16 protein-coding genes, 4 tRNA genes and 1 pseudogene are annotated in these 19,198 nt (G+C 32.7%); 12 read left to right on the top strand and 9 right to left on the bottom strand.

Annotated elements, in window-relative coordinates:
- Window positions 1–62: 62 nt before the first annotated feature.
- The 4 genes from AACL19_RS01615 to AACL19_RS01600 all read right to left on the bottom strand — a co-directional run bounded on the left by AACL19_RS01615 (window position 63) and on the right by AACL19_RS01600 (window position 3,304).
- On the bottom strand, window positions 63–629 hold the full coding sequence (locus tag AACL19_RS01615; protein ID WP_339046158.1) for a hypothetical protein: 567 nt from the start codon (window positions 627–629) through the stop codon (window positions 63–65).
- Between the two features lie 10 nt (window positions 630–639).
- Window positions 640–1,281: a hypothetical protein gene (locus tag AACL19_RS01610; protein WP_339046156.1), complete on the bottom strand. Its 642-nt coding sequence runs from the start codon at window positions 1,279–1,281 to the stop codon at window positions 640–642.
- Window positions 1,282–1,300: 19 nt separating this feature from the next.
- Entirely contained in the window at window positions 1,301–1,597 is a 297-nt protein-coding gene (locus AACL19_RS01605) for a hypothetical protein (RefSeq protein ID WP_339046153.1), read from the bottom strand.
- Between the two features lie 144 nt (window positions 1,598–1,741).
- A complete protein-coding gene (locus tag AACL19_RS01600) occupies window positions 1,742–3,304 on the bottom strand; it encodes a hypothetical protein (RefSeq protein WP_339046151.1) in 1,563 nt (520 codons plus the stop codon).
- 276 nt (window positions 3,305–3,580) lie between these two features.
- Between AACL19_RS01600 and AACL19_RS01595 the strand changes: the two genes are divergently transcribed.
- From AACL19_RS01595 to AACL19_RS01585, 3 genes are all read left to right on the top strand, one after another.
- On the top strand, window positions 3,581–4,615 hold the full coding sequence (locus AACL19_RS01595; RefSeq protein WP_339046149.1) for a substrate-binding domain-containing protein: 1,035 nt from the start codon (window positions 3,581–3,583) through the stop codon (window positions 4,613–4,615).
- 63 nt (window positions 4,616–4,678) lie between these two features.
- A tRNA-Arg gene (locus tag AACL19_RS01590) sits at window positions 4,679–4,752 on the top strand.
- A gap of 66 nt (window positions 4,753–4,818) precedes the next feature.
- A tRNA-Lys gene (locus tag AACL19_RS01585) sits at window positions 4,819–4,891 on the top strand.
- A 134-nt stretch (window positions 4,892–5,025) separates the two neighbouring features.
- On the opposite strand, the gene AACL19_RS01580 is transcribed toward AACL19_RS01585, so the two are convergent.
- Window positions 5,026–6,759 (bottom strand): hypothetical protein, encoded by a 1,734-nt coding sequence (locus AACL19_RS01580; RefSeq protein ID WP_339046147.1) that lies wholly within the window; start codon window positions 6,757–6,759, stop codon window positions 5,026–5,028.
- 184 nt (window positions 6,760–6,943) lie between these two features.
- Here AACL19_RS01580 and polA point away from each other — a divergent pair, with 184 nt between their 5' ends.
- Entirely contained in the window at window positions 6,944–9,478 is a 2,535-nt protein-coding gene (gene polA, locus AACL19_RS01575; protein ID WP_339046631.1) for a DNA polymerase I, read from the top strand.
- A 79-nt stretch (window positions 9,479–9,557) separates the two neighbouring features.
- Here the strand turns inward: polA and AACL19_RS01570 are convergent, their stop codons facing one another.
- From AACL19_RS01570 to AACL19_RS01560, 3 genes are all read right to left on the bottom strand, one after another.
- A complete protein-coding gene (locus AACL19_RS01570; protein ID WP_339046145.1) occupies window positions 9,558–10,562 on the bottom strand; it encodes a hypothetical protein in 1,005 nt (334 codons plus the stop codon).
- 201 nt (window positions 10,563–10,763) lie between these two features.
- Window positions 10,764–11,366, bottom strand: a complete 603-nt coding sequence (locus AACL19_RS01565) for a hypothetical protein (RefSeq protein WP_339046143.1) — start codon at window positions 11,364–11,366, stop codon at window positions 10,764–10,766.
- Between the two features lie 65 nt (window positions 11,367–11,431).
- Entirely contained in the window at window positions 11,432–11,932 is a 501-nt protein-coding gene (locus tag AACL19_RS01560; protein ID WP_339046141.1) for a hypothetical protein, read from the bottom strand.
- 239 nt (window positions 11,933–12,171) lie between these two features.
- Here AACL19_RS01560 and tldD point away from each other — a divergent pair, with 239 nt between their 5' ends.
- Entirely contained in the window at window positions 12,172–13,602 is a 1,431-nt protein-coding gene (tldD, locus tag AACL19_RS01555) for a metalloprotease TldD (RefSeq protein ID WP_339046139.1), read from the top strand.
- 13 nt (window positions 13,603–13,615) lie between these two features.
- Here the strand turns inward: tldD and AACL19_RS01550 are convergent.
- Window positions 13,616–13,687, bottom strand: a tRNA-Asn gene (locus AACL19_RS01550).
- 165 nt (window positions 13,688–13,852) lie between these two features.
- On the opposite strand from AACL19_RS01550, the gene rpsU reads away from it, so the two are divergent.
- The 7 genes and pseudogenes from rpsU to ribA all read left to right on the top strand — a co-directional run bounded on the left by rpsU (window position 13,853) and on the right by ribA (window position 19,182).
- Window positions 13,853–14,029 (top strand): 30S ribosomal protein S21, encoded by a 177-nt coding sequence (gene rpsU, locus AACL19_RS01545; RefSeq protein WP_339046629.1) that lies wholly within the window; start codon window positions 13,853–13,855, stop codon window positions 14,027–14,029.
- A gap of 44 nt (window positions 14,030–14,073) precedes the next feature.
- On the top strand, window positions 14,074–15,237 hold the full coding sequence (sucC, locus tag AACL19_RS01540; RefSeq protein ID WP_339046137.1) for an ADP-forming succinate--CoA ligase subunit beta: 1,164 nt from the start codon (window positions 14,074–14,076) through the stop codon (window positions 15,235–15,237).
- 3 nt (window positions 15,238–15,240) lie between these two features.
- The gene (sucD, locus tag AACL19_RS01535; protein WP_339046135.1) at window positions 15,241–16,116 is read left to right on the top strand and encodes a succinate--CoA ligase subunit alpha; all 876 of its coding nucleotides are present in this window, start codon (window positions 15,241–15,243) and stop codon (window positions 16,114–16,116) included.
- Between the two features lie 686 nt (window positions 16,117–16,802).
- Window positions 16,803–17,463, top strand: a pseudogene (locus tag AACL19_RS01530) (transposase family protein).
- A gap of 110 nt (window positions 17,464–17,573) precedes the next feature.
- Entirely contained in the window at window positions 17,574–17,852 is a 279-nt protein-coding gene (locus tag AACL19_RS01525) for an ankyrin repeat domain-containing protein (RefSeq protein WP_339046627.1), read from the top strand.
- Between the two features lie 136 nt (window positions 17,853–17,988).
- Window positions 17,989–18,071: transfer RNA gene (locus tag AACL19_RS01520), tRNA-Leu, on the top strand.
- Between the two features lie 19 nt (window positions 18,072–18,090).
- Window positions 18,091–19,182 (top strand): GTP cyclohydrolase II RibA, encoded by a 1,092-nt coding sequence (gene ribA / locus AACL19_RS01515; protein ID WP_339046133.1) that lies wholly within the window; start codon window positions 18,091–18,093, stop codon window positions 19,180–19,182.
- The last annotated feature ends 16 nt before the right edge of the window (window positions 19,183–19,198 follow it).

The following is a 19,198-nucleotide window of genomic DNA, read 5'->3' as shown; positions in this document are numbered from 1 at the left end:
GCAAAAACCATATAATAGCATATTAAAAAAACTAACAACTATTTCTTAAACAACCATCAACTTTAACAGTAACAACTAGACCCTTGACTATTACTTATTCCCGCTTCTTCCACATTTTGTACTAAAGTCCTTGGCGGTTTTTGTGGTACATTTGCCGGAGATGATGATCTTTGACTATTATCAGATCCTGATTCTTCCGAACTTGCACCTGACCGTCCATCTTCTTCTATTGAAACAGATGATCCTGCTTGACTGGCGGTGCCTGATCTTGATGAAGTCGATGAACTTGTGTGACTTGAAGTGTTTGAATGTGCTGATGGTCCACTTGCTTCATTATCTGAATCTAATTGCTGTGCATCTTCTCCTTGAACTGATAGACGCTCTCTTTCTTCTGACTGTAGTGGCTCATCACCCCTCTCTAAGTCTTCTAGTTCCCTTCTATTTCTTATGAAGCTTACACTTGGATCTCTATTTGAATTTCTTCTTTGATGATGACTCTTGCAATAAGCAATTAAAACTCCCACTATAGCAAAAGCAGCAAACACTGATACTAACATTGCAATTATGATGTTATTATCATTATCTTCTGATGAATCGTATCCAAGTATATCAGTAGTATTTTGCTGCAATGCAGACGCATTAGTAGCAGCACATATACGAGGAAGATTTCTTGTTCCAAATAGCTTTATCGTTGATAGTATCATTATGAAATAGTGGTAGTATTGTTGCTGTAGTAGATAGTAACCCTAAACCTATATATGCTGCTTGAGTATTATTGTTGTTACAATTTATCTCTTCTGGTCTAGTTGGGGCAAGGTAATGTTTATATACACTTGCACTAAAAAGATTTTCAAGATATTCAAATACCTGATTTTTACCACTAAATTTCTCAATGGCTTGTGGCTTATTAAAATAAGGGCTATCACATTCCAAGGATTTTTGTATATCTTTTATACGTCTTCTTATCAAGTCAGTAACTGGTTCAGGATCATGTGGTACAGTAGTAAAAATCTCTAATATGTAATTACTATCACGACGATAGTCATGCTGCTTTAACATCTTCACTTCACTAGAGTTCTTCTCACATATAAATTGTAACTCAGTATAGGGATGACTATAGGAATTACCTTCAAAAAAACGTAATGCAAATGTGTAATATGCGCGCTCATAAACAACCATCTCCATGTGATCATTATATCCATTTGGGTATTTGTCTAACTCAAACTTTTTAACTTCTTTCTTAACTAATTTAACAAAGTCAAAGTATCTACTTTTGTTCAATTCATCATAACTGACTGAATCATTCCTTGAATTCTTTTGAAGTTAACCCTTTATCTTTCATACGTTGATGAACAAAATCAGGTATAGTTAATTCACTCTTAATTACACTAGAATTATCACCTTTTTTAAGAAAACTATGTAATCGAGAGTATATAGGATCACTTGCAATACTCCAAGTTTTATTTTGGTGAGTGATTTTTGTATAATTATCAATGGTAATATTGAAAGGACTATTATCTGGTATGTGATCTATTATAATTTCGTCTATTTGTTTTATGAAATAACTACATAATTTTTTTTTGCTTCTTTTATTCATAACGCATCCCCCATAATTTTAATTATACCTAAAAGCGCAACTACCAGTTGCGCTACGTAGGCATAATAAAACTATAAGAGTTACTCAATTGCAAGTTGTTTTTATTACATCTTTATAAAATATTATACTAATGTATTATGTATACTAAAACTGGCATTGACACACACTTAGATATACATTATGTGGTTTTGGCTTAGGTTTTTCACTATTTTCAACAACCCTTACCTCTTCTAAGCTTGATTTTAAACTTTCTGCTTGTGACCTTTCGCTGCCCTCAGTTATTATCTCTTGTGGCTGTTGCTCACTGCCTATTGAAGCTTGTGAGCTGCTACTTCTTGTACTTGAAGTTATTGACTGTTCACTTGAAGTTGACCGCATTCTGCTTTCTTGATCATCTGTTGTTGGTGATAGATGTGACCTACTTCCTGTAGAAGTTATTGATAGTGCACTTCCCGCATTAGCAATCGACTGCTCTGCACTTTCTACTGGAATTTGACTCTCTTCTTGAATAGATATATGTATATCGTCTGAACTTTCTGCTTGCTTCTCATTAAAATTCTTTAGTTGCTTTGTTCCTGTCACACTTGCGTTTGGATTTTTATTTGGGTCTTGTTTCTTCTGAAAATAATATTTGTAGAACATAAATCCAATAAAAACAACACTACCGATAAGTGCTGAAAGAGTACCAACAATATAAGCAGGTTTGTCATGATCATCAGATGCAGTATTTGCTATATCAATTAACTCATTGGCAGCAGTTGTATCGTGTAACAGCATAAAAGTTGGTATAATAGGAGCTAAAATTCCTGTAAGTCCACAGATGTAACTATTGTTAGTTATTGTATTATTGTGGTAGCTTTCTGTTGTATTAACTATCTTATTATAATACTGAGATACTGTTTCATCAAAAGGTAATTCTTCAAGATATTCAAGGGCTTCATCCACATTACTAACATATTTAGTATGAGATTGTGAATCTGGAATCAACAATGTCTCTCTTATGTGGGAGATAGCTTTATCTGCATTGTAATCACTGACAAAATTACGAAAGTTAGGTTTATCTGCATCTGCGTACCCCCTTCTCAACTCACCAAAGCTGTAAAATATTAACTGCTTTGTGTTCTCACAGGAATTTTGTCCTGGTTTAAGAAAACACAGACTTAATGCTTCTTCCTCGATAACTATCTTTATACGGTCATACTCTCTTGCATTTTTGCCTACAAACGAACTAATTATCCCTTTAGCTGTCTCAACAAAATCTTTGTAATCCTCATCTGTGAAATCACAGTTGCTCAATTTGTTGCCTTTATACTCAAATTCAAAATCTTCGATATATTCTTGAAGCTCTTCTTTATTTTTGAACTCTTGAGACTTTCCTTCACTATGATGCTTATTCATATACTCGTTTAGGAATGTCATTTCACGATAATCTAAGCCAATCTTTATTTTGGTACTATTTATGTTGCTTGTATTAACTATAGCTGAATCACTAATATCAGATGATCTTTTAATTGCTCGCTTTCTCCTAAGCTGAACTGCACAAGATAAATTAATAAGCCATTCTTGACTGGCAGCTCTGAATCTTATTCCTTCACCTGGAAGAAAATCCACTGTTATTTTCTCATCTGAAGGAACCTTTTCTACAACAGTTCCTATAATGTTTTTAGCAAAATTACTACATAAATCCTGTTCATCTATTTCATTCATTATTCCCCCTTAATTTCATTAAATATTAAAATGCAAATATGCAGGAAATAATATATTGAGTAAATATGATAATTCAATCACAAAATTTGGAAAAAATTTTTATTACTTATGGAATTCTTTTTGAATAAATTCTTATTTTTTAGTAAAAGTTTATAAAATAATCTTTAGGAAATTAACTACTTAAAATTTTCTTAGCAGTTTAAAAAAATCAAATACTTCTATCTCTATTTTCTCAAATGCTATATAATTTTAAGATTATATTACGCATGATTCAGTATGTATAAGCTAATACTTTTTATTGTCTTATCTCTTTTTGTAAACGCAGAGGCTGCACTACATATTGAAAATTTAAAAGATAGGCCTTACATTAAGGTAGCTGGTTCTTCAACAGTGTTCCCTTTTGTTGCCTTAGCTGCAGAACAATTTAGTAGTATTTCTTCTTTTCCCACACCTGTTATTGAGTCCATAGGTAGTGGAGCTGGATTTAAAATGTTTTGCATGGGAGTAGGTAGTGGTACTTCTGATATTGCAACCTCATCACGTCGTATGAAGGACGTAGAAAGACAGCTATGTGAGAAAAACCAAGTTAAAGAAATAACAGAAGTTATAATTGGCCATGATGGTATTGTAATCGTAAATTCTAAAAATAATAATCAGTTTGATTTTACAACAAGAGAATTATTTACTGCTTTGTCTACCTATTCTTTCTCCGATGAGGATAAGTTAATAAAAAATAGCAAGAAGACTTGGTCAGATATAAACTTAAGATTTCCTAAGTCAGAAATTGAAATCTATGGTCCATATAAAAACACAGGAACATACGATGTATTGATAGACATGCTAATGATTAACTCATGTATGCATCTTAAACCTTTTGTAGAAAGTTATGAAAAGTATGATGAGAGAAAAAAAGCATGTAGCACCATTAGGGATGATGGTAAGTATATAGAGGTAGGTATAAATGAAAATATCATAATTCAAAAACTAAAAAGTAATCAAAATGCATTTGGAATATTTGGTTTTAGTTTTTTAGAAAGAAATAAAGATAAGGTTCAAGGTAGCATGATAGCAGGGATTGAGCCAACGTATGAAAACATATCATCTGGAAAATATACTTTAAATAGACCTTTATATCTTTATATAAAGAGAGATCATATAAACATCATTCCTGGATTGAAAGACTTCATTAAAGAAGTAACAAGTCCAGCTGCTATTGGCACAAATGGTTATTTATCAAGGCTAGGTTTAATTCCTCTAAAAGAAGAAGAAATAAAAAGAGTGCAGAACGAAATTACAAAAATTGTTACCTAGTATTCTGACAAGAAGCTAAAAGTATTTACTTTTTATGATAAGAGAATAGTATTAGTTACTTCAGTGTTCGTAGCTCAGTTGGATAGAGCAACAGCCTTCTAAGCTGTGGGTCGTGGGTTCAAATCCCTCCGGACACATGCTTTAAGAAACAAGTTGCATTTTTTGTAATAACAAAATAAGGTTTGTCATTTAATAATACGTCGGATCCCATAGCTCAGCTGGTAGAGCGCCTGACTCTTAATCAGTAGGTCGTGTGTTCGAATCACACTGGGATCACTTTATTTTTTAGGGGGTTTCTGCTATTGCTATATAAGTCTGCGTATCTATAAAACTTTTTTACCAGCTTCAGTAATTTCAGAAGCTGGTCGTTTCTTCTTTTTTAGTTTGATTTTAGAAACTCTTGCAAATCCTTATTTACTTAAAGAAGAAGCAGATTGGTTTAATGGTGTTAACGATACTTCAGATAATCTCGTTCTACAACTTTCTTTATAAGCATTTTCAAATTCTCTCTTAAATGCATATTCAAGATTAGATTTTTCTTTAGGTTTGTCTTCTGAGCTCTTAGCTAAATTACTATAAAGTTTGTGTAATCCTTTAAGTATTTCCTTATCTTCACCCTTGTATTGCTGAGAATCTAAAAGACTTTTTGCAACATCTCTTTTTCGACTAAAAATCTCTTTTTTTTCTGCAAACGTTAAGTCAATTCTTGATTCTGGTAGATAATTTTTTGTAGTATCATCTGGTTTAATTGTCCATATATTGGTTTGAGAGGCCCATTTTTCTTTGCGCAATTTTGTTATTGCTGATTTTAAATCAGGGTGAAGGTTTTTTCCAAGATGGGAATAAGCAACTTTTAAATCAGACTCTAGTTTACTTAATAAACTAGATCTTTCTTTAAGATCTGTCTCTGATTTTGCTGTAGAAACTGCTTCCTCGATTTTTGTAATGTCACCTTTTAAAATCTTATCTTGTAATTCCTGCTGTTTACTTTGTTCATAAATCAGTATTTTTTTTGTTTCTTTAGATAGTTGCTTATTTGCCTCATATAATTCCTGCTTTAAATCACGCTTTAATTCTTTCAGCAGAGGAATATCTTTTTTTGTTACCAGCAATACTTCACTATTATTATTTTTATCTACCTTAATTAAAGATCTATTTTTTAAGAGTGAATCTACCTTATTTACTTTTAAGTTTAACCTATCTACATTTGCCTTGAGCGTATCAAAAGTTCCATACTTAACTCTTTCTTCTACTGTCTTCCAAACACTGACACTTACTTGTGAAATAAACTTATCAACTTTAGATGATAACTGATCTTTGCGATTTATTTCCTTTACTTTTTCTTGCAAAGGCATTAGGTCTTCTAGGCTTGTAAACTCACTACTTGATCTATCTATCCTTAAACTTTCTTCTGGATTAGATAAAATCTCTTTTGCTGAGTGCACTTCTTCCCCCACTGATTTTTCTGAATTCAATATATTATCTGAATTTTCATCAATAACAGAAGTTAAGTTAGAATTATTAGCATCAGAAGACTTAGGGGTTAGTATAGTTGGAGGTGCAACTTTTCTTGCCAATTTTATCGGTTTATCTTGAATACTTGGTTTTTTTATTGAAGCCAAGCGGCTTTCATTAGTTGAAATTTTTTCATCGCTAGTTAATTCAGTATCAGAAAAAGTTTTAAAAGAAGACAAAGCACGTACGTTACGATCGGCCTCATTGGAGGCAAGGGATGATAACATATCATCAACATTGCCTTCATAAGCAAAGCTATGTGATCCTTTATTTTTAAAAGATTCAAATGGTTCTTCTGTTAATATATTTTTAGCTGCACTTTCCGTAGAGAATAATGATGCATTACTGCTATACGGATTTGATGTCTCTGGTAACGAAGATATACCGCTATCAACACTTTCACTTCTTTGGCTTTTTAGAGATGTTGCATCATCCTTAAAACTATCAAAACTCAAAGTAGAGGAATTACTATTAATACTTGCTATTCTACTTTTTCCCCTAAAAGGTTGTATAGGTACGAATTTAGTTTTACCTACGTGCTCTGTCTCGATATCTGGTAAGCTAACTGGTAAGCTAATCTGATCTATTGTTTCAAAACTCTGTTTGTTTTTTTTATTCTCTGTAGTCATAATTTTCTCCCAATCTTAAATACTAATTTTAAATAATTAACAATATTAATTCTGATGGTAATATATTAATAATTAGTTAAATATTAAGTTAATTTATTATATACAGGTATTGCAATGCTAACTAAATACTAATCACTTGTCTTTTTCTCTTAGTAATAGATACTAGGAGCTTATAATGTAGATTATAGTGGAAAAAACTTTAACAATAATAGATGGGTATGGTTTTCTCTTTCGTGCATATTATGTACTGCCAGGCCTAAGTACTACATCAGGTTTGCCTATTGGTGGGGTGTACGGCTTTATCAATATGCTACTTAAATATTTAACAGGATATTTAGTTATAGCTTTTGATACCGGCGAGAAGAATTTTCGTCATGAAATATATCATGGATATAAAGCTAATAGACAAAAGCCACCTGAAGATTTAATGCCACAATTTGCAATACTGAGAGAAGCAGTATCAGCCTTTAATCTAAATTGCGAAGAAGTTATAGGATATGAGGCTGATGACGTTATAGCAACACTAGCAAAAACATATAGTAAATATGATGATTTAAAAATAACAGTGGTTACAGCTGATAAAGATTTGTTTCAGCTCATAGATGAAAAAGTTTCAGTATTTGATCCTATGAAAAATAAACATATAAAAGAAGAAGATGTAATTGCGAAATTTGGGGTAGGCCCAGATAAGCTTTTGGACCTACTTGCACTAACAGGAGATGCATCCGATAACATACCTGGAGTTCTAGGAATAGGTATCAAAACTGCAGCAAAATTGCTAACTGAGTTCGGTTCACTGGAGAATATCTTGAGCAATGCTCATCAAATTAAGCAAAACAAGTGCCGAGAGGCGATACTGGCTTATAAGGAGTGGGCACTGCTTTCAAAGCAGTTGGTTTCCCTAGCTACAACGGTAGAAATTAAAGGTGATCTAGAAAAATATAGAATAAAAGCTCCAGATATCCAAAAATTAACAGATTTTCTCAAAAAATATGAATTTAAATCCTTAATTCCAAGAGTACAAAAATTATTTTCATATGAGACACAAACTCACAATGAAAAAAACATAGTTGAATATAGTGATGAAAGTTTACTTGCATTTTTAGATAGATGTAAATCTGAAGGGAAAATTGCTCTTTACTTTCATGAAGAAAACAAAGTTTTAAGTATTGCTTATAGTAAAAATAATCTTTTTTGTATAGAACAAGATAATATAGAGCCGTCTCTTAAGCTGCTCAGCCCTATTCTTATTTCTAAGGGAGTACTTAAAATAGTATATAATACAAAAGATTTAAGAAAATTTTTGCCTGAAATTGATGTAGTAGATGATGTAATGATCATGTCCTATAGCATAGATACAGGCAAGCATGACCATAAATTTGAAACTATAATTAAGTATAATTTGGATGTAGAGATAGCTGAGCCTTCAGCACAAACTTTGATTTTGCTGCATAATAAATTAAAACAAAAGTTATTCTCTCAAAGATTATTTACCATCTATGAGCGTTGTGAAAGGCCGCTTGAAAGGGTGCTAGCTAATATAGAAAAACAGGGAATATTAGTAGATGCAGAAGTATTAAAAGAATTATCAGAGGATTTTTTTCAAAAGATAACTTTATTAGAAAAGGAAATATACGAGTTAGTTGGGGAAGAGTTTAATGTTGGGTCACCAAAACAGCTGAGCCATATTTTGTTTGATAAGCTCAGCCTTGATAAAGGAAAAAAAGCAAAATCAGGAATATACAGCACAAATGTTGAGGTACTTGAAGAACTTGCAGCAGATGGTCAAAAAATTGCAAATAGGGTCCTTAGTTGGCGTCACTTTAGTAAACTCAAAAATACTTATACAGATGCTTTAACAAGCCAGATTAACAGTAGCACTAAGAGAATCCATACTAACTATTCCATGGTTGCAACTGCAACTGGTAGGCTAAGCTCAAATAATCCTAATCTTCAAAATATACCAATAAGGAGTGAAGAGGGAAATGCGATAAGAAAAGCCTTTATTGTACCTGAGGGCCATAAAATTATAGCTGCTGACTATTCGCAAATTGAGCTGAGGCTTATAGCACACATTGCTGATGTCTTGGCATTTAAAGATGCTTTTGCCAAAGATAAAGATATCCACGCAATCACTGCAAAACAGATATTTGGGGTGGAGGAAAAAAATCTTAGTGAATCCTTAAGGCGGAAAGCAAAGTCTATAAATTTTGGTATTATCTATGGTATTAGCTCGTTTGGACTAGCAAAGCAACTGGGAATAACTAAAAATGAAGCTGCAGAATTTATTGATCATTATTTCTCTTGCTATCCAGAAATTAAAGTATACATGGAAGAAATGAAGTTATATGCAAAATCTCATGGTTATGTTAAAACTCTTCTTGGTAGATATTGTTTTATTCAAGATGTAAATAGTAAAATAGCTCATCTGCGGCAATTTGCTGAAAGGGCCGCAATTAATTTTCCCCTGCAAGGTACTGCAGCTGATATTATAAAAAAAGCTATGGTTCATTTATTTGATAGACTTAAAACTGGCAAGATAATACTTCAGGTTCATGATGAATTAATTGTTGAAGTGGCGGAAGCTTATGTGTTTGATGTTGCAAAATTATTACAAGAAGTGATGGAGAACGTAGTAAGACTTGCGATGCCACTTAAAGTTGAAGTAAAAGTTGGGAACAGCTGGGGTAGTATGGAAAAGATTACAAATTTAATCTAGACACATTAGTTTATTGATAAATAGAACATTTTTATAGCACACTATTTTGTCTTATTTGTTACGCAATCAAAATATGTAATTATGTGATAGAGTTGATCAATTTTCCCACATTTTGCATCAATGCAACATTATCCAAACTTTGACTGGGTTTACTAAAAGTAGTATATATACAATAGCAAATCAAGGCAGTAACTACAATTGTAGCAACTACTGTTAAGGCATAATAGAAAATTTTGTTGTTAGCTGTTTCATGCCTTACTATTTTTGTATTACTAAAAAACTCTTTAGCTGCTTCTTTTAAGTTTTTTGTTTTTTCTAGCAGTATTTTTAATGATTGCCTTCTTGTTATAACTCCTTCAACGCATTTGAGCGCTTCATCTTTCACTTCATTAAGTTCTTGCTGCAATTGTTGCATTTTAAGCGTTATAATATATTCTTTAATCTCTTTAAAAATTATTTTTCTGGTTTCTAAGCTAATTTTTTGTTGACGGTTGCCACTGTGTTTTTCTACTTTTCTAAGTACTTTTTCATTTTTTTTGATTAGCTTATCGGCTTCTTGATCTGTGATTTTAGTTCTTTCTAACTTTCCTTGACTTAAAATTACCCTTAAATTTTTCTTGACAAAACTAGAGAACCATTCTTGTTGTGCAAGGCCATGATAACATGCATTGTATATTTTACAATGCATGCGAGACGCTTCTAAAGCTTTGTGGATTTGCTTTTTATGAAAAATACCTCCGTTGGAAAGTAATATATTAATATTATCAATTGCCTTAAGTCTTTTTTTTATTTTACTCGATAGCTTACTAGAAGCATCTTCTGATCTCTTAACTATTCCAAGGAATAACTGGGTGTTACATTCATCTTGATTATTATTATTTTCTGAATAATTATGCCTTAGTTGCTCATTTTCTGCTTGGCTATAAAAATTTTTCCACCATATGTACTTTATTAACCTGTAATTAAGCTTATCATTTTGCCTCACAAGTAGATAATGCTTGGGTTTATCAAACTTTATTTTTGAACAAAGTCGCCTAATTTTACTAGGTATGGCAGACTTACATTTTTGTATAAGATCTACCACTATTTCCCCCTCTTTACTATTAAGCTTAATTTTATAATAAAATTCTTAATTTTTTAGTAAAAAGAGAGATGTTTTATAAGTGAGAAAAAATCTTCTATGCAGCAAAAATGCTAATACCCTTTTCAAAACCTACTTTTAAACAATATGTATTTCTTTGTTTTTTATTAGCAAATCTTGCTGCAAGAGATTAAAAAATAAAAATCAGGTAATTGAAGAGAGCAATCCCCTACAATTTTTGTGCATGCTCTGTTCTATATCAATACTTTCTATAGCAGAATTGGGTTTTTTATACAAATTATAAAAACCATTAACTGCTATACAAGCACAGTAGAAAGCCATAATACCGCCAATAAAAATAACAGCACCAGCAATAATAGGGTTACCAGCACTAGCACCAGCAATAATAACAACAGTGCCACCCGTACTACCAATAACACCACCAGCACCCATGCATTTGGATTTTGAGTTGTTATTTTGACGTAACATCTCATGCATATTATTTATGTTTTGGTTTTCTAACTTGTCATTCTCTTCAACACTCTTAACCAATTTTTTTTGACAAGTGATAGCACTTTCCATATCGGTAAGTTTATTATCATTTACTGATAGTCTGTTTGACATACCTCGTACTGTCTCTAAGGTTTTTTCAGATAAATATGTTCTAATTTGCTCACAATCCTCTATTAAGCTTAAGCTATTTGTAGGATCATTTTCTTTCTTATCTATCTTATTCTTTTTAATTATAATCTCCTCGGAAACTTTAGGTTTTTTTTGATTTTTGTAACTACCTTCTTTTTGTGTCATTACCTTCCCCCTATAATTTAATTATCAAAAACATTATATAATAAATTATAAAAAAGTATGAATGATCAAAGGGAAATACCTCTCATACTTTCCCTTACGGTAACGTTATCTAAAACATAACTAGGGTGAGAAAAGATCGCATAGCAAATTAAAGCAGTAGTAGCCACAGCTGCAAAAACAAAAAATAAAATGAGCACTCTATTTGTTGTACTCTCTTTCTTAAGGAGATTACCACATTGTTGTTCTATTTTTTGTCTAGCTTCAGAATTTTTACTTATCATATCTAACGTATGATTAACTTTTTTTATTCGTTGGCCCATTCTATCCAAGGCCTCACCTTGTTTATCAATAACCTTATCACACCTTCTCGATCTAACTGCAATCTCAAACCCTTTGATAAGTTCATAATATTCTGCTTGATACTTCGATTCATTCTGACGTTGCTTAAACTGTTCTTTATGTTTACTGTATTGGTTATATTCTTCCTCTGATAAGTAATGCTTACCTTCTTCTTTGATATATCTCTCTATTTGTTTTATTTGTGACTCAATACCCTCCCCTGGCATAATCCCCCCCTTTTTACTCGCTATACTTTAAGATTTAAAATTTAATTTTTAATAAAAGAGAAGAAAATTTGTCACTTCAACCTTGAGAGGAGTGAAGCCTTATAGGTTAGCAAATAAAAAAGTGTCCGAATTGAACTTCCATAACCATAAAGAGTACCTAAAACTAGCGCGTCTACTAGTTCCGCCATAGTTGCTATTTTAAGATTACAGAATATAATATATGTTTTTTATACATAATGATGTCAAGTCATACAGATCCTGATAAGATTTTTTTTACACAAAATAACGTTGATATTAATAATATCTATAAAATAATAAATGACGCATTATGCTTTAGTGACGGCGGAGAACTTTTCTTAGAATCCCATCAATCAGAACTATTTCATTTCAATGATAGAGTACTCAAAAATGCAGATTTTAATGTACGCAAGGGTTTTGGACTACGTTCATTCTCAAATGATGTAACATCCTTTGTCTGTTCTGCAAATATTAGTGAAGAAGAAATTAGTCGTGCTGCAAGTTTAGTAAAAACAGTAAATTCTAATAAGAAGAGCTCTCTAATAAATCTAGAGAAAAGAAAAAACAGTTTATATCCTAATGTCAATCCGCTAAATGGAGTAGATTTTAATGCTAAAGTACAGCTACTTCAGGAAGTAGATCTATATGTGCGTTCCCAAAATAAGTATGTAAAGCAAGTCAAAATCACTCTTGCTGGCGAGTGGCAGGTGGTACAAATAATTAAAAAGGATAATTTAAAATTAAGCGATGTAAGGCCATTGGTACAACTTAGCATCTCAGTGATACTTGAGAAAAATGGTAGAACTGAGCAAGGAACTATGGGCTATGGTGGCAGAAATGCTTATGATGAGTTTATATCTGAATCTAACTGGAAAAAAATTGCAGATGAGGCGATAAGACAAGCACAAAATAACTTGGAAGCAATGCACACTCCTGCTGGAGAAATGGTAGTAGTTTTAGGTCCAGGATGGCCAGGAATACTGCTACATGAAGCCATAGGTCATGGATTGGAAGGAGATTTTAATCGTAAAGGAGTATCAGCGTACTCAAATCTTCTAGGAAAACAAGTAGCTGCAAAAGGTATCACTGTGGTTGATGATGGTACAGTAAATAATCGTCGTGGTTCTTTAAACATAGATGATGAAGGTGTTCCTTCAGGTTATAACGTACTTATCAAGGATGGTGTTTTAGTAAAATACATGCAGGATACCCTAAATGCTAATCTTATGTCTGTTTGTGCAACAGGAAATGGTAGAAGAGAAAGCTACGAAAAAGTTCCTATGCCACGTATGACAAATACTTATATGCTTGCAGGAGATTGTGATTCAAATGAGATAATATCTAGTGTTAAGCGTGGTTTATATGCTGTAAATTTCAGCGGTGGTCAAGTTGATATTACTTCAGGTAAATTTGTATTCTCAGCTTCTGAGGCATATCTAATTGAAAATGGCAAAACTGTTCATCCAGTAAGAGGAGCAACTTTAATTGGTAATGGGCCAGACGTATTAAAAAAGGTATCAATGGTTGGTAATGATTTAAAGCTTGATCCAGGAGTTGGAACTTGTTCTAAAAATGGACAAAGTATTCCTGTTGGAGTTGGACAGCCAACATTAAAAATTGATTCAATAACTGTTGGAGGCACTGAGGTATAGCAAACATGTTGTACTCCCCGGGCCGGATTCGAACCAGCGACCAATTGGTTAACAGCCAACTGCTCTACCGCTGAGCTACCGAGGATTCTGTCCTCTAGCTTTACCATATCCAGTCTTATTTGTAAAGATAATATCTTTCGGCTTCTACGTTTTGTATAAAATGGTTTGACATAAGAAAGATTATAGGTTAATACACATTGTAATTTAATTATAAATAGATACTACAAAGCAGAGGAGGTCTTTTATTTTGATACAAGAGAAAGTTCAGCACGGTAATTTAGATCAAGCTTTAAGAATTTTAAAAAGAAAATTACAACGAGAAGGTGTACTCAAAAAAATGAAAATTCGTCATCACGAGAAAGGCTCAGAAAAACGAAAGAGAAAAAAGGCTGAATTGGAAAGAAGAGCAAGGAAAAGTGAATTATAAAATTTTATCAATTTCAAGTTTAGAAATATATTCTAAAGGTATCTATGAATATTCATGAATATCAGGCAAAAGAAATTTTTAGGAAGTTTTGTATTCCTGTGCCAGATGGTTGCATAGCTTTATCATCTAATGAGGTTCTATCTGCTACTAAAAAATTAAAACCAGGGACGTTAGTTGTAAAAGCACAAATACACGCTGGTGGTAGAGGTAAAGCTGGTGGTGTTAAATTAGCAAAATCTGAAAATGAGGTCTTAAAGTTTGCAGAAGATATGCTAGGCTCTACCTTAATTACTCATCAAACAGGGCCTGAGGGCCAAAAGGTTCGTAAAGTTTATATAGAGGAAGCGTCTGATATAGAAAAAGAGTATTATTTAAGTTTAGTAATTGATTCTAAGTCAGGTAGACCTGCTCTTATTTTTTCATCAGAAGGTGGTATAGATATTGAAGAAGTAGCGAAAAATTATCCATCTAAGATAACAAAAATTGACATAGATTCGGCATCTGGTTTTGAAAGTTTTCACGGTAGAAAACTTGGTTTCAGTTTAGGGTTAGAACCCAAAAAGGTAAATAAGATCATCAGCATTGCAAAAAATGTATATAATGCTTTTATCAATACAGATGCAAGTCAAATAGAAATTAATCCACTTGTTGAAACAAAATCTGGTGATTTTATAGCGCTTGATGCTAAGATCAATTTTGATGATAACGCTTTGTATCGTCATCCAGATCTTAGGGAGCTTCGTGATTATGATGAAGAAGTGCCAGAGGAAATTGAGGCTTCTAAGTATGGCTTAAGTTATATAAAAATGGATGGTAATATAGGGTGCATGGTAAACGGTGCTGGTTTAGCTATGGCAACAATGGATATTATTAAATATTATGGAGCAGAACCTGCTAACTTTTTAGATGTTGGCGGTGGTGCAAGTAGAGAAACTGTAACTGAAGCATTTAAAATTATTCTATCTGACAAAAAAGTCAAGGGGATACTGGTGAATATTTTTGGTGGAATAATGCGTTGTGATATTATCGCCAGTGGTATAGTAGAGGCAGCAAAAGAAATGAGCATCGATCTTCCTTTAGTTGTTAGACTATCTGGAACTAACTTTGAAAAAGGAAAGGAAATTCTGCAAAATTCAGGTCTTCATATAGTGGCAGCAGATGAACTCGATGAAGCTGCACAAAAGATAGTTAATATAGTGAAAATATAATATATGTCTGTTTTAGTAAATAAAAATACAAAGCTGATATGTCAGGGTTTTACTGGTGAGCAAGGGACGTTTCATTCGGAGCAGGCTATTGCTTATGGTACTTGCATGGTTGGAGGTGTTACTCCTGGGAAAGGTGGTCAAACTCACCTTAATTTACCTGTGTTTAATACAGTAAAGCAAGCAAAGTTAGAAGTAAGTGCAAATGCATCAGTTATTTACGTCCCTGCTCCTTATGCAGCAGATGCAATACTTGAAGCAATTGATGCAGAGATTGAGTTGGTTATCTGTATTACAGAGGGTATACCAGTACTTGATATGGTAAAAGTAAAACGAGCACTTATTGGTTCTAAGAGTCGTCTAATTGGTCCTAACTGCCCTGGGATTATAACCCCAGGTGAGTGTAAAATAGGGATAATGCCAGGACATATTCATAAACGTGGTCATATAGGAGTTATGTCTCGCTCTGGAACTTTAACTTATGAAGCTGTAGCTCAAACTACTGCTGTTGGGCTTGGCCAGTCAACTTGTATAGGAGTTGGTGGTGACCCTGTACATGGCATGAAGTTTGTTGACTGCTGTGAGTTATTCCTTCAAGATGAAGATACCCATGGCATTATTATAATAGGGGAAATAGGTGGCACTGAAGAAGAAGAAGTGGCACATTTTATAAAATCATCCAAAGTTAAAAAACCAATAGTTGGTTTTGTTGCTGGCAAAACAGCTCCTCCAGGAAGACGTATGGGGCATGCTGGAGCAATCATTTCATCAAGTGATAGTAGTGCTGGAGCAAAGATAGAAGTAATGCGCAGTAGTGGTGTTGTTATTGCCGAAACTCCTGCAGTTATTGGTAAAACAATGCTTGCTGCAATGAATTCATAATATTGATAAAATTGTTCTTTCTATCTATAAAAGCATCTATTTTTCAGATAATAATTCCGCTCAGGAAGAAAATTAAAAATGCTGTAATTGCAGCGAATAGTTGCAGTAAAATATGCAATAAATAATCTAAAATTTAAAAGCAAACTAAATTGCTGAAATTCAGATATAGCTCACACATGATAGATTGCCCCAAGTAAGGTTGGGTGATAAAAAGGTATATTAGGAAAAAGGGGAGTTAAAACCATATAGTGAAGATGTGAGAGAACGAGTTTAAAAAGTGGTAGATGAAAGAAAGATGAGCATGAAAAAGAGATGTTCAATATCGACAATATACCGATGGCGTAAGATGAGGAGAAACCAGCTTTTAAAAAGGAGATAGTCATACAATCAAAAATATAGATGATTTTAACAAATTTTTATATAAAAATCAGGATATTACAGTTGACCAAATAATCGAAAAATTTGGTAAAAAGCACAGTATTGCAAAAAAGTTGGTTATACATATAAATTTCTATATCAGGAAAGAGATGATTTTGTAGAAAGTATAGCTAAGAAGAAAATTTGATATTCATAGATAAATCTGGCATTGATGAATTTTATGCATATGGATGGGCTGCAAGAGATTAGATCTCTTTCAAAATTGGTAAGGAAATGAAAATGTAGTATAGAATCATGCATTTAAGTGTATGAGATATGAAAAAATAGAGAAACTGAAAGGAGAAAAATTTCGGCAGGGGTAAAAAAGCAACATTTGAACGAATGGTGGAAATTTTGGATAAAGAAGAAGAAAAGCAAAGTAAAAGCAAGCTCTGCATAGAAGACAGATGGCGCTGGAATATATAAGATTTCATATTGGTCGGAGTTATGGAATAAGTGAAGTTTTAAGATAATAAGAAGATACGTTGGCCCAGATTTTGCGTTACCAGAGAGCTCTTAAAAAGTGAGATGATTCCACGGAAACACCTATAGAAAGACTCAAAAAAGCAGTTATTCAGGGAAGAAAAAGAAGCATACTATAAAAACACAGGTAATTGTGAAAAAAACAAAGATTGTATTTTTTCAAACGGTAGGAGGCACGATTTTCGGTTTTTCAAAGAATCAAAAATTCACATATTACCAGACGTTAAAGTTCTGGCAGATACAGAAGAATGATGCATAAAAACGCGGAATTATCGCACAGGAAGACAAAAAATTGAGTAAAAGAAAGAAAATCAGGAACTAAAAGGGTAGTAGTAGAAAACGTGATTGGGTTAGATTTAAAATTATTGCAATCAAAATCGGCGAAAGCGTTTTGGTTTAAGGTTTAATCCGATTGCTGCTATTTATAATTTTGAGCTCCATACATGAATTTTGAAAGAGGTCTAATGTCTCTGGCACACCTGACCTGTAAGTACCATATATCCATATCAAATCACTAAAATACTAAAGCTTAAGGCGAAGATCACCCACCTAACTACATAAATGGCCTTGATAAAAAGCAGAGTGATGCCATTGAGTATGTACTAATGCTTGCTGCTCGAAATGGTTATCCAGCAATTGTAGAAAAGTTGATAGAAGCTAGTACTAATGTAAATACACAGGATAATAAGTATGGTGTAACAGCAGAAGATATGGCCATTAAAGGCCATAAGGAAATTGCAGAAGTTCTACAAAAACAGCGTGTATCTACATTAAATGAACCAAATGTTACTTTACAACAAGGTTCTGAAGAGAGAGGAAATGCAACTTGTTTCTAGAGTAAGATTTTTTCTTTTCTAAAGAGTTTTAGTAGATTTCTACATTCTTTATTGTTGAAAGAACTAAAGATTTTCTTTACTTGATTGTTATAGTTGCAGTTGTTTGGATGGTAAGGTATCATTTAACTTTTAAATAGCGGTCGTGGTGGAATTGGTAGACACGCAGCGTTGAGGTCGCTGTGGTTTATAACCTTGGAAGTTCGAGTCTTCTCGACCGCACAAAATATACCTAAAAATTATGATGTTTTACAATAAAGAGAAAAATAGTGTTGAAAGGGCATTAGGTGAAATAAGGCGTGGTATGCCAATAATCGTATTTGATCATGATTCTTACATTCTACTTGCTGCTGTTGAGATATTAGAAGAAGGCTTACTTAAAAAATACAAAACAATCACCAACAATGTCTATGTTGTAATTACTACAAATAAATTACAGCATATGACGAAAGATTATGATATTGGTAAAGAAAAGTTTTTCCGACTACAGATAGATAATTTTGAAGACTTAAGTGATATTTTAAATTGGCACAAGCAGAAGAATTATCAAATAAAGAATATAGAAAAGTATAGAGAGCTTGATGAGTATGCTATTAGTATATTGAAAATGACAGAATTACTTCCGCTTGCTTTAGTAGTGGATATGGGATTTGAAAACGATGTAGTAATGCAGAAATGGTGTAGTGAAAATGATGTAATATGTCTAAAAAAATCTAATGTTATAAATTATAAACATAATAATGATTTGTATGAAGTATGTAAAACACCATTATCGTTAAGTAATTGTAAAGAAGTAAGTGTTATAGTATATAGAACTGTTTGTAATAGCAAAGAACATTACGCAATTATAATTGGTAAGCCAGATTACAGCGAACCTCTAGTAAGGGTACACTCCTCATGTTATACTGGAGATTTATTAAAAAGTCTTTCATGTGATTGTTATAATCAATTGCATGATGCTATAACTATGATGGCAAATACGAGTGGAGGGATTATATTATATTTAAATCAAGATGGAAGGGGCATTGGTTTAGTTAATAAATTAAGAGCATATAGTTTGCAGATGAATTACAAATTTGATACCGTAGACGCAAATGCAATGTTAGGATTTGATGACGATGAAAGAGATTTTGTACATGCAGCTAATATTCTTAAAAAATTAGATATAGTAAAAATTTGCCTACTCACAAATAACCCAAGAAAGGTAATAGAGTTAAAAAGGTATGGAATCCAGATCACAAAAAGAATAGAACTTATCACACAGTATAATCAATATAATAATTCGTATATACAAACAAAATTTAAACGTTTAGGTCATATTGAACCTAAGTAAGATTCTAAAATAGGGT

It is taken from the genome of Candidatus Mesenet endosymbiont of Agriotes lineatus (assembly GCF_964019585.1).
In the GTDB taxonomy this organism is placed as follows: domain Bacteria; phylum Pseudomonadota; class Alphaproteobacteria; order Rickettsiales; family Anaplasmataceae; genus Mesenet.
This window is presented reverse-complemented; position numbering and strand designations above follow the sequence as displayed.

What these genes read in the sequence shown, in the direction of transcription:
- sucD (WP_339046135.1), top strand. Translation starts at nt 15,241, where the DNA reads ATGTCTGTTTTAGTAAATAAAAATACAAAGCTGATATGTCAGGGTTTT.
- AACL19_RS01580 (WP_339046147.1), bottom strand. Translation starts at nt 6,759, where the DNA reads ATGACTACAGAGAATAAAAAAAACAAACAGAGTTTTGAAACAATAGAT.
- sucC (WP_339046137.1), top strand. Translation starts at nt 14,074, where the DNA reads ATGAATATTCATGAATATCAGGCAAAAGAAATTTTTAGGAAGTTTTGT.
- AACL19_RS01560 (WP_339046141.1), bottom strand. Translation starts at nt 11,932, where the DNA reads ATGCCAGGGGAGGGTATTGAGTCACAAATAAAACAAATAGAGAGATAT.
- AACL19_RS01605 (WP_339046153.1), bottom strand. Translation starts at nt 1,597, where the DNA reads ATGAATAAAAGAAGCAAAAAAAAATTATGTAGTTATTTCATAAAACAA.
- tldD (WP_339046139.1), top strand. Translation starts at nt 12,172, where the DNA reads ATGTCAAGTCATACAGATCCTGATAAGATTTTTTTTACACAAAATAAC.
- AACL19_RS01565 (WP_339046143.1), bottom strand. Translation starts at nt 11,366, where the DNA reads ATGACACAAAAAGAAGGTAGTTACAAAAATCAAAAAAAACCTAAAGTT.
- ribA (WP_339046133.1), top strand. Translation starts at nt 18,091, where the DNA reads ATGATGTTTTACAATAAAGAGAAAAATAGTGTTGAAAGGGCATTAGGT.
- AACL19_RS01595 (WP_339046149.1), top strand. Translation starts at nt 3,581, where the DNA reads ATGTATAAGCTAATACTTTTTATTGTCTTATCTCTTTTTGTAAACGCA.
- AACL19_RS01600 (WP_339046151.1), bottom strand. Translation starts at nt 3,304, where the DNA reads ATGAATGAAATAGATGAACAGGATTTATGTAGTAATTTTGCTAAAAAC.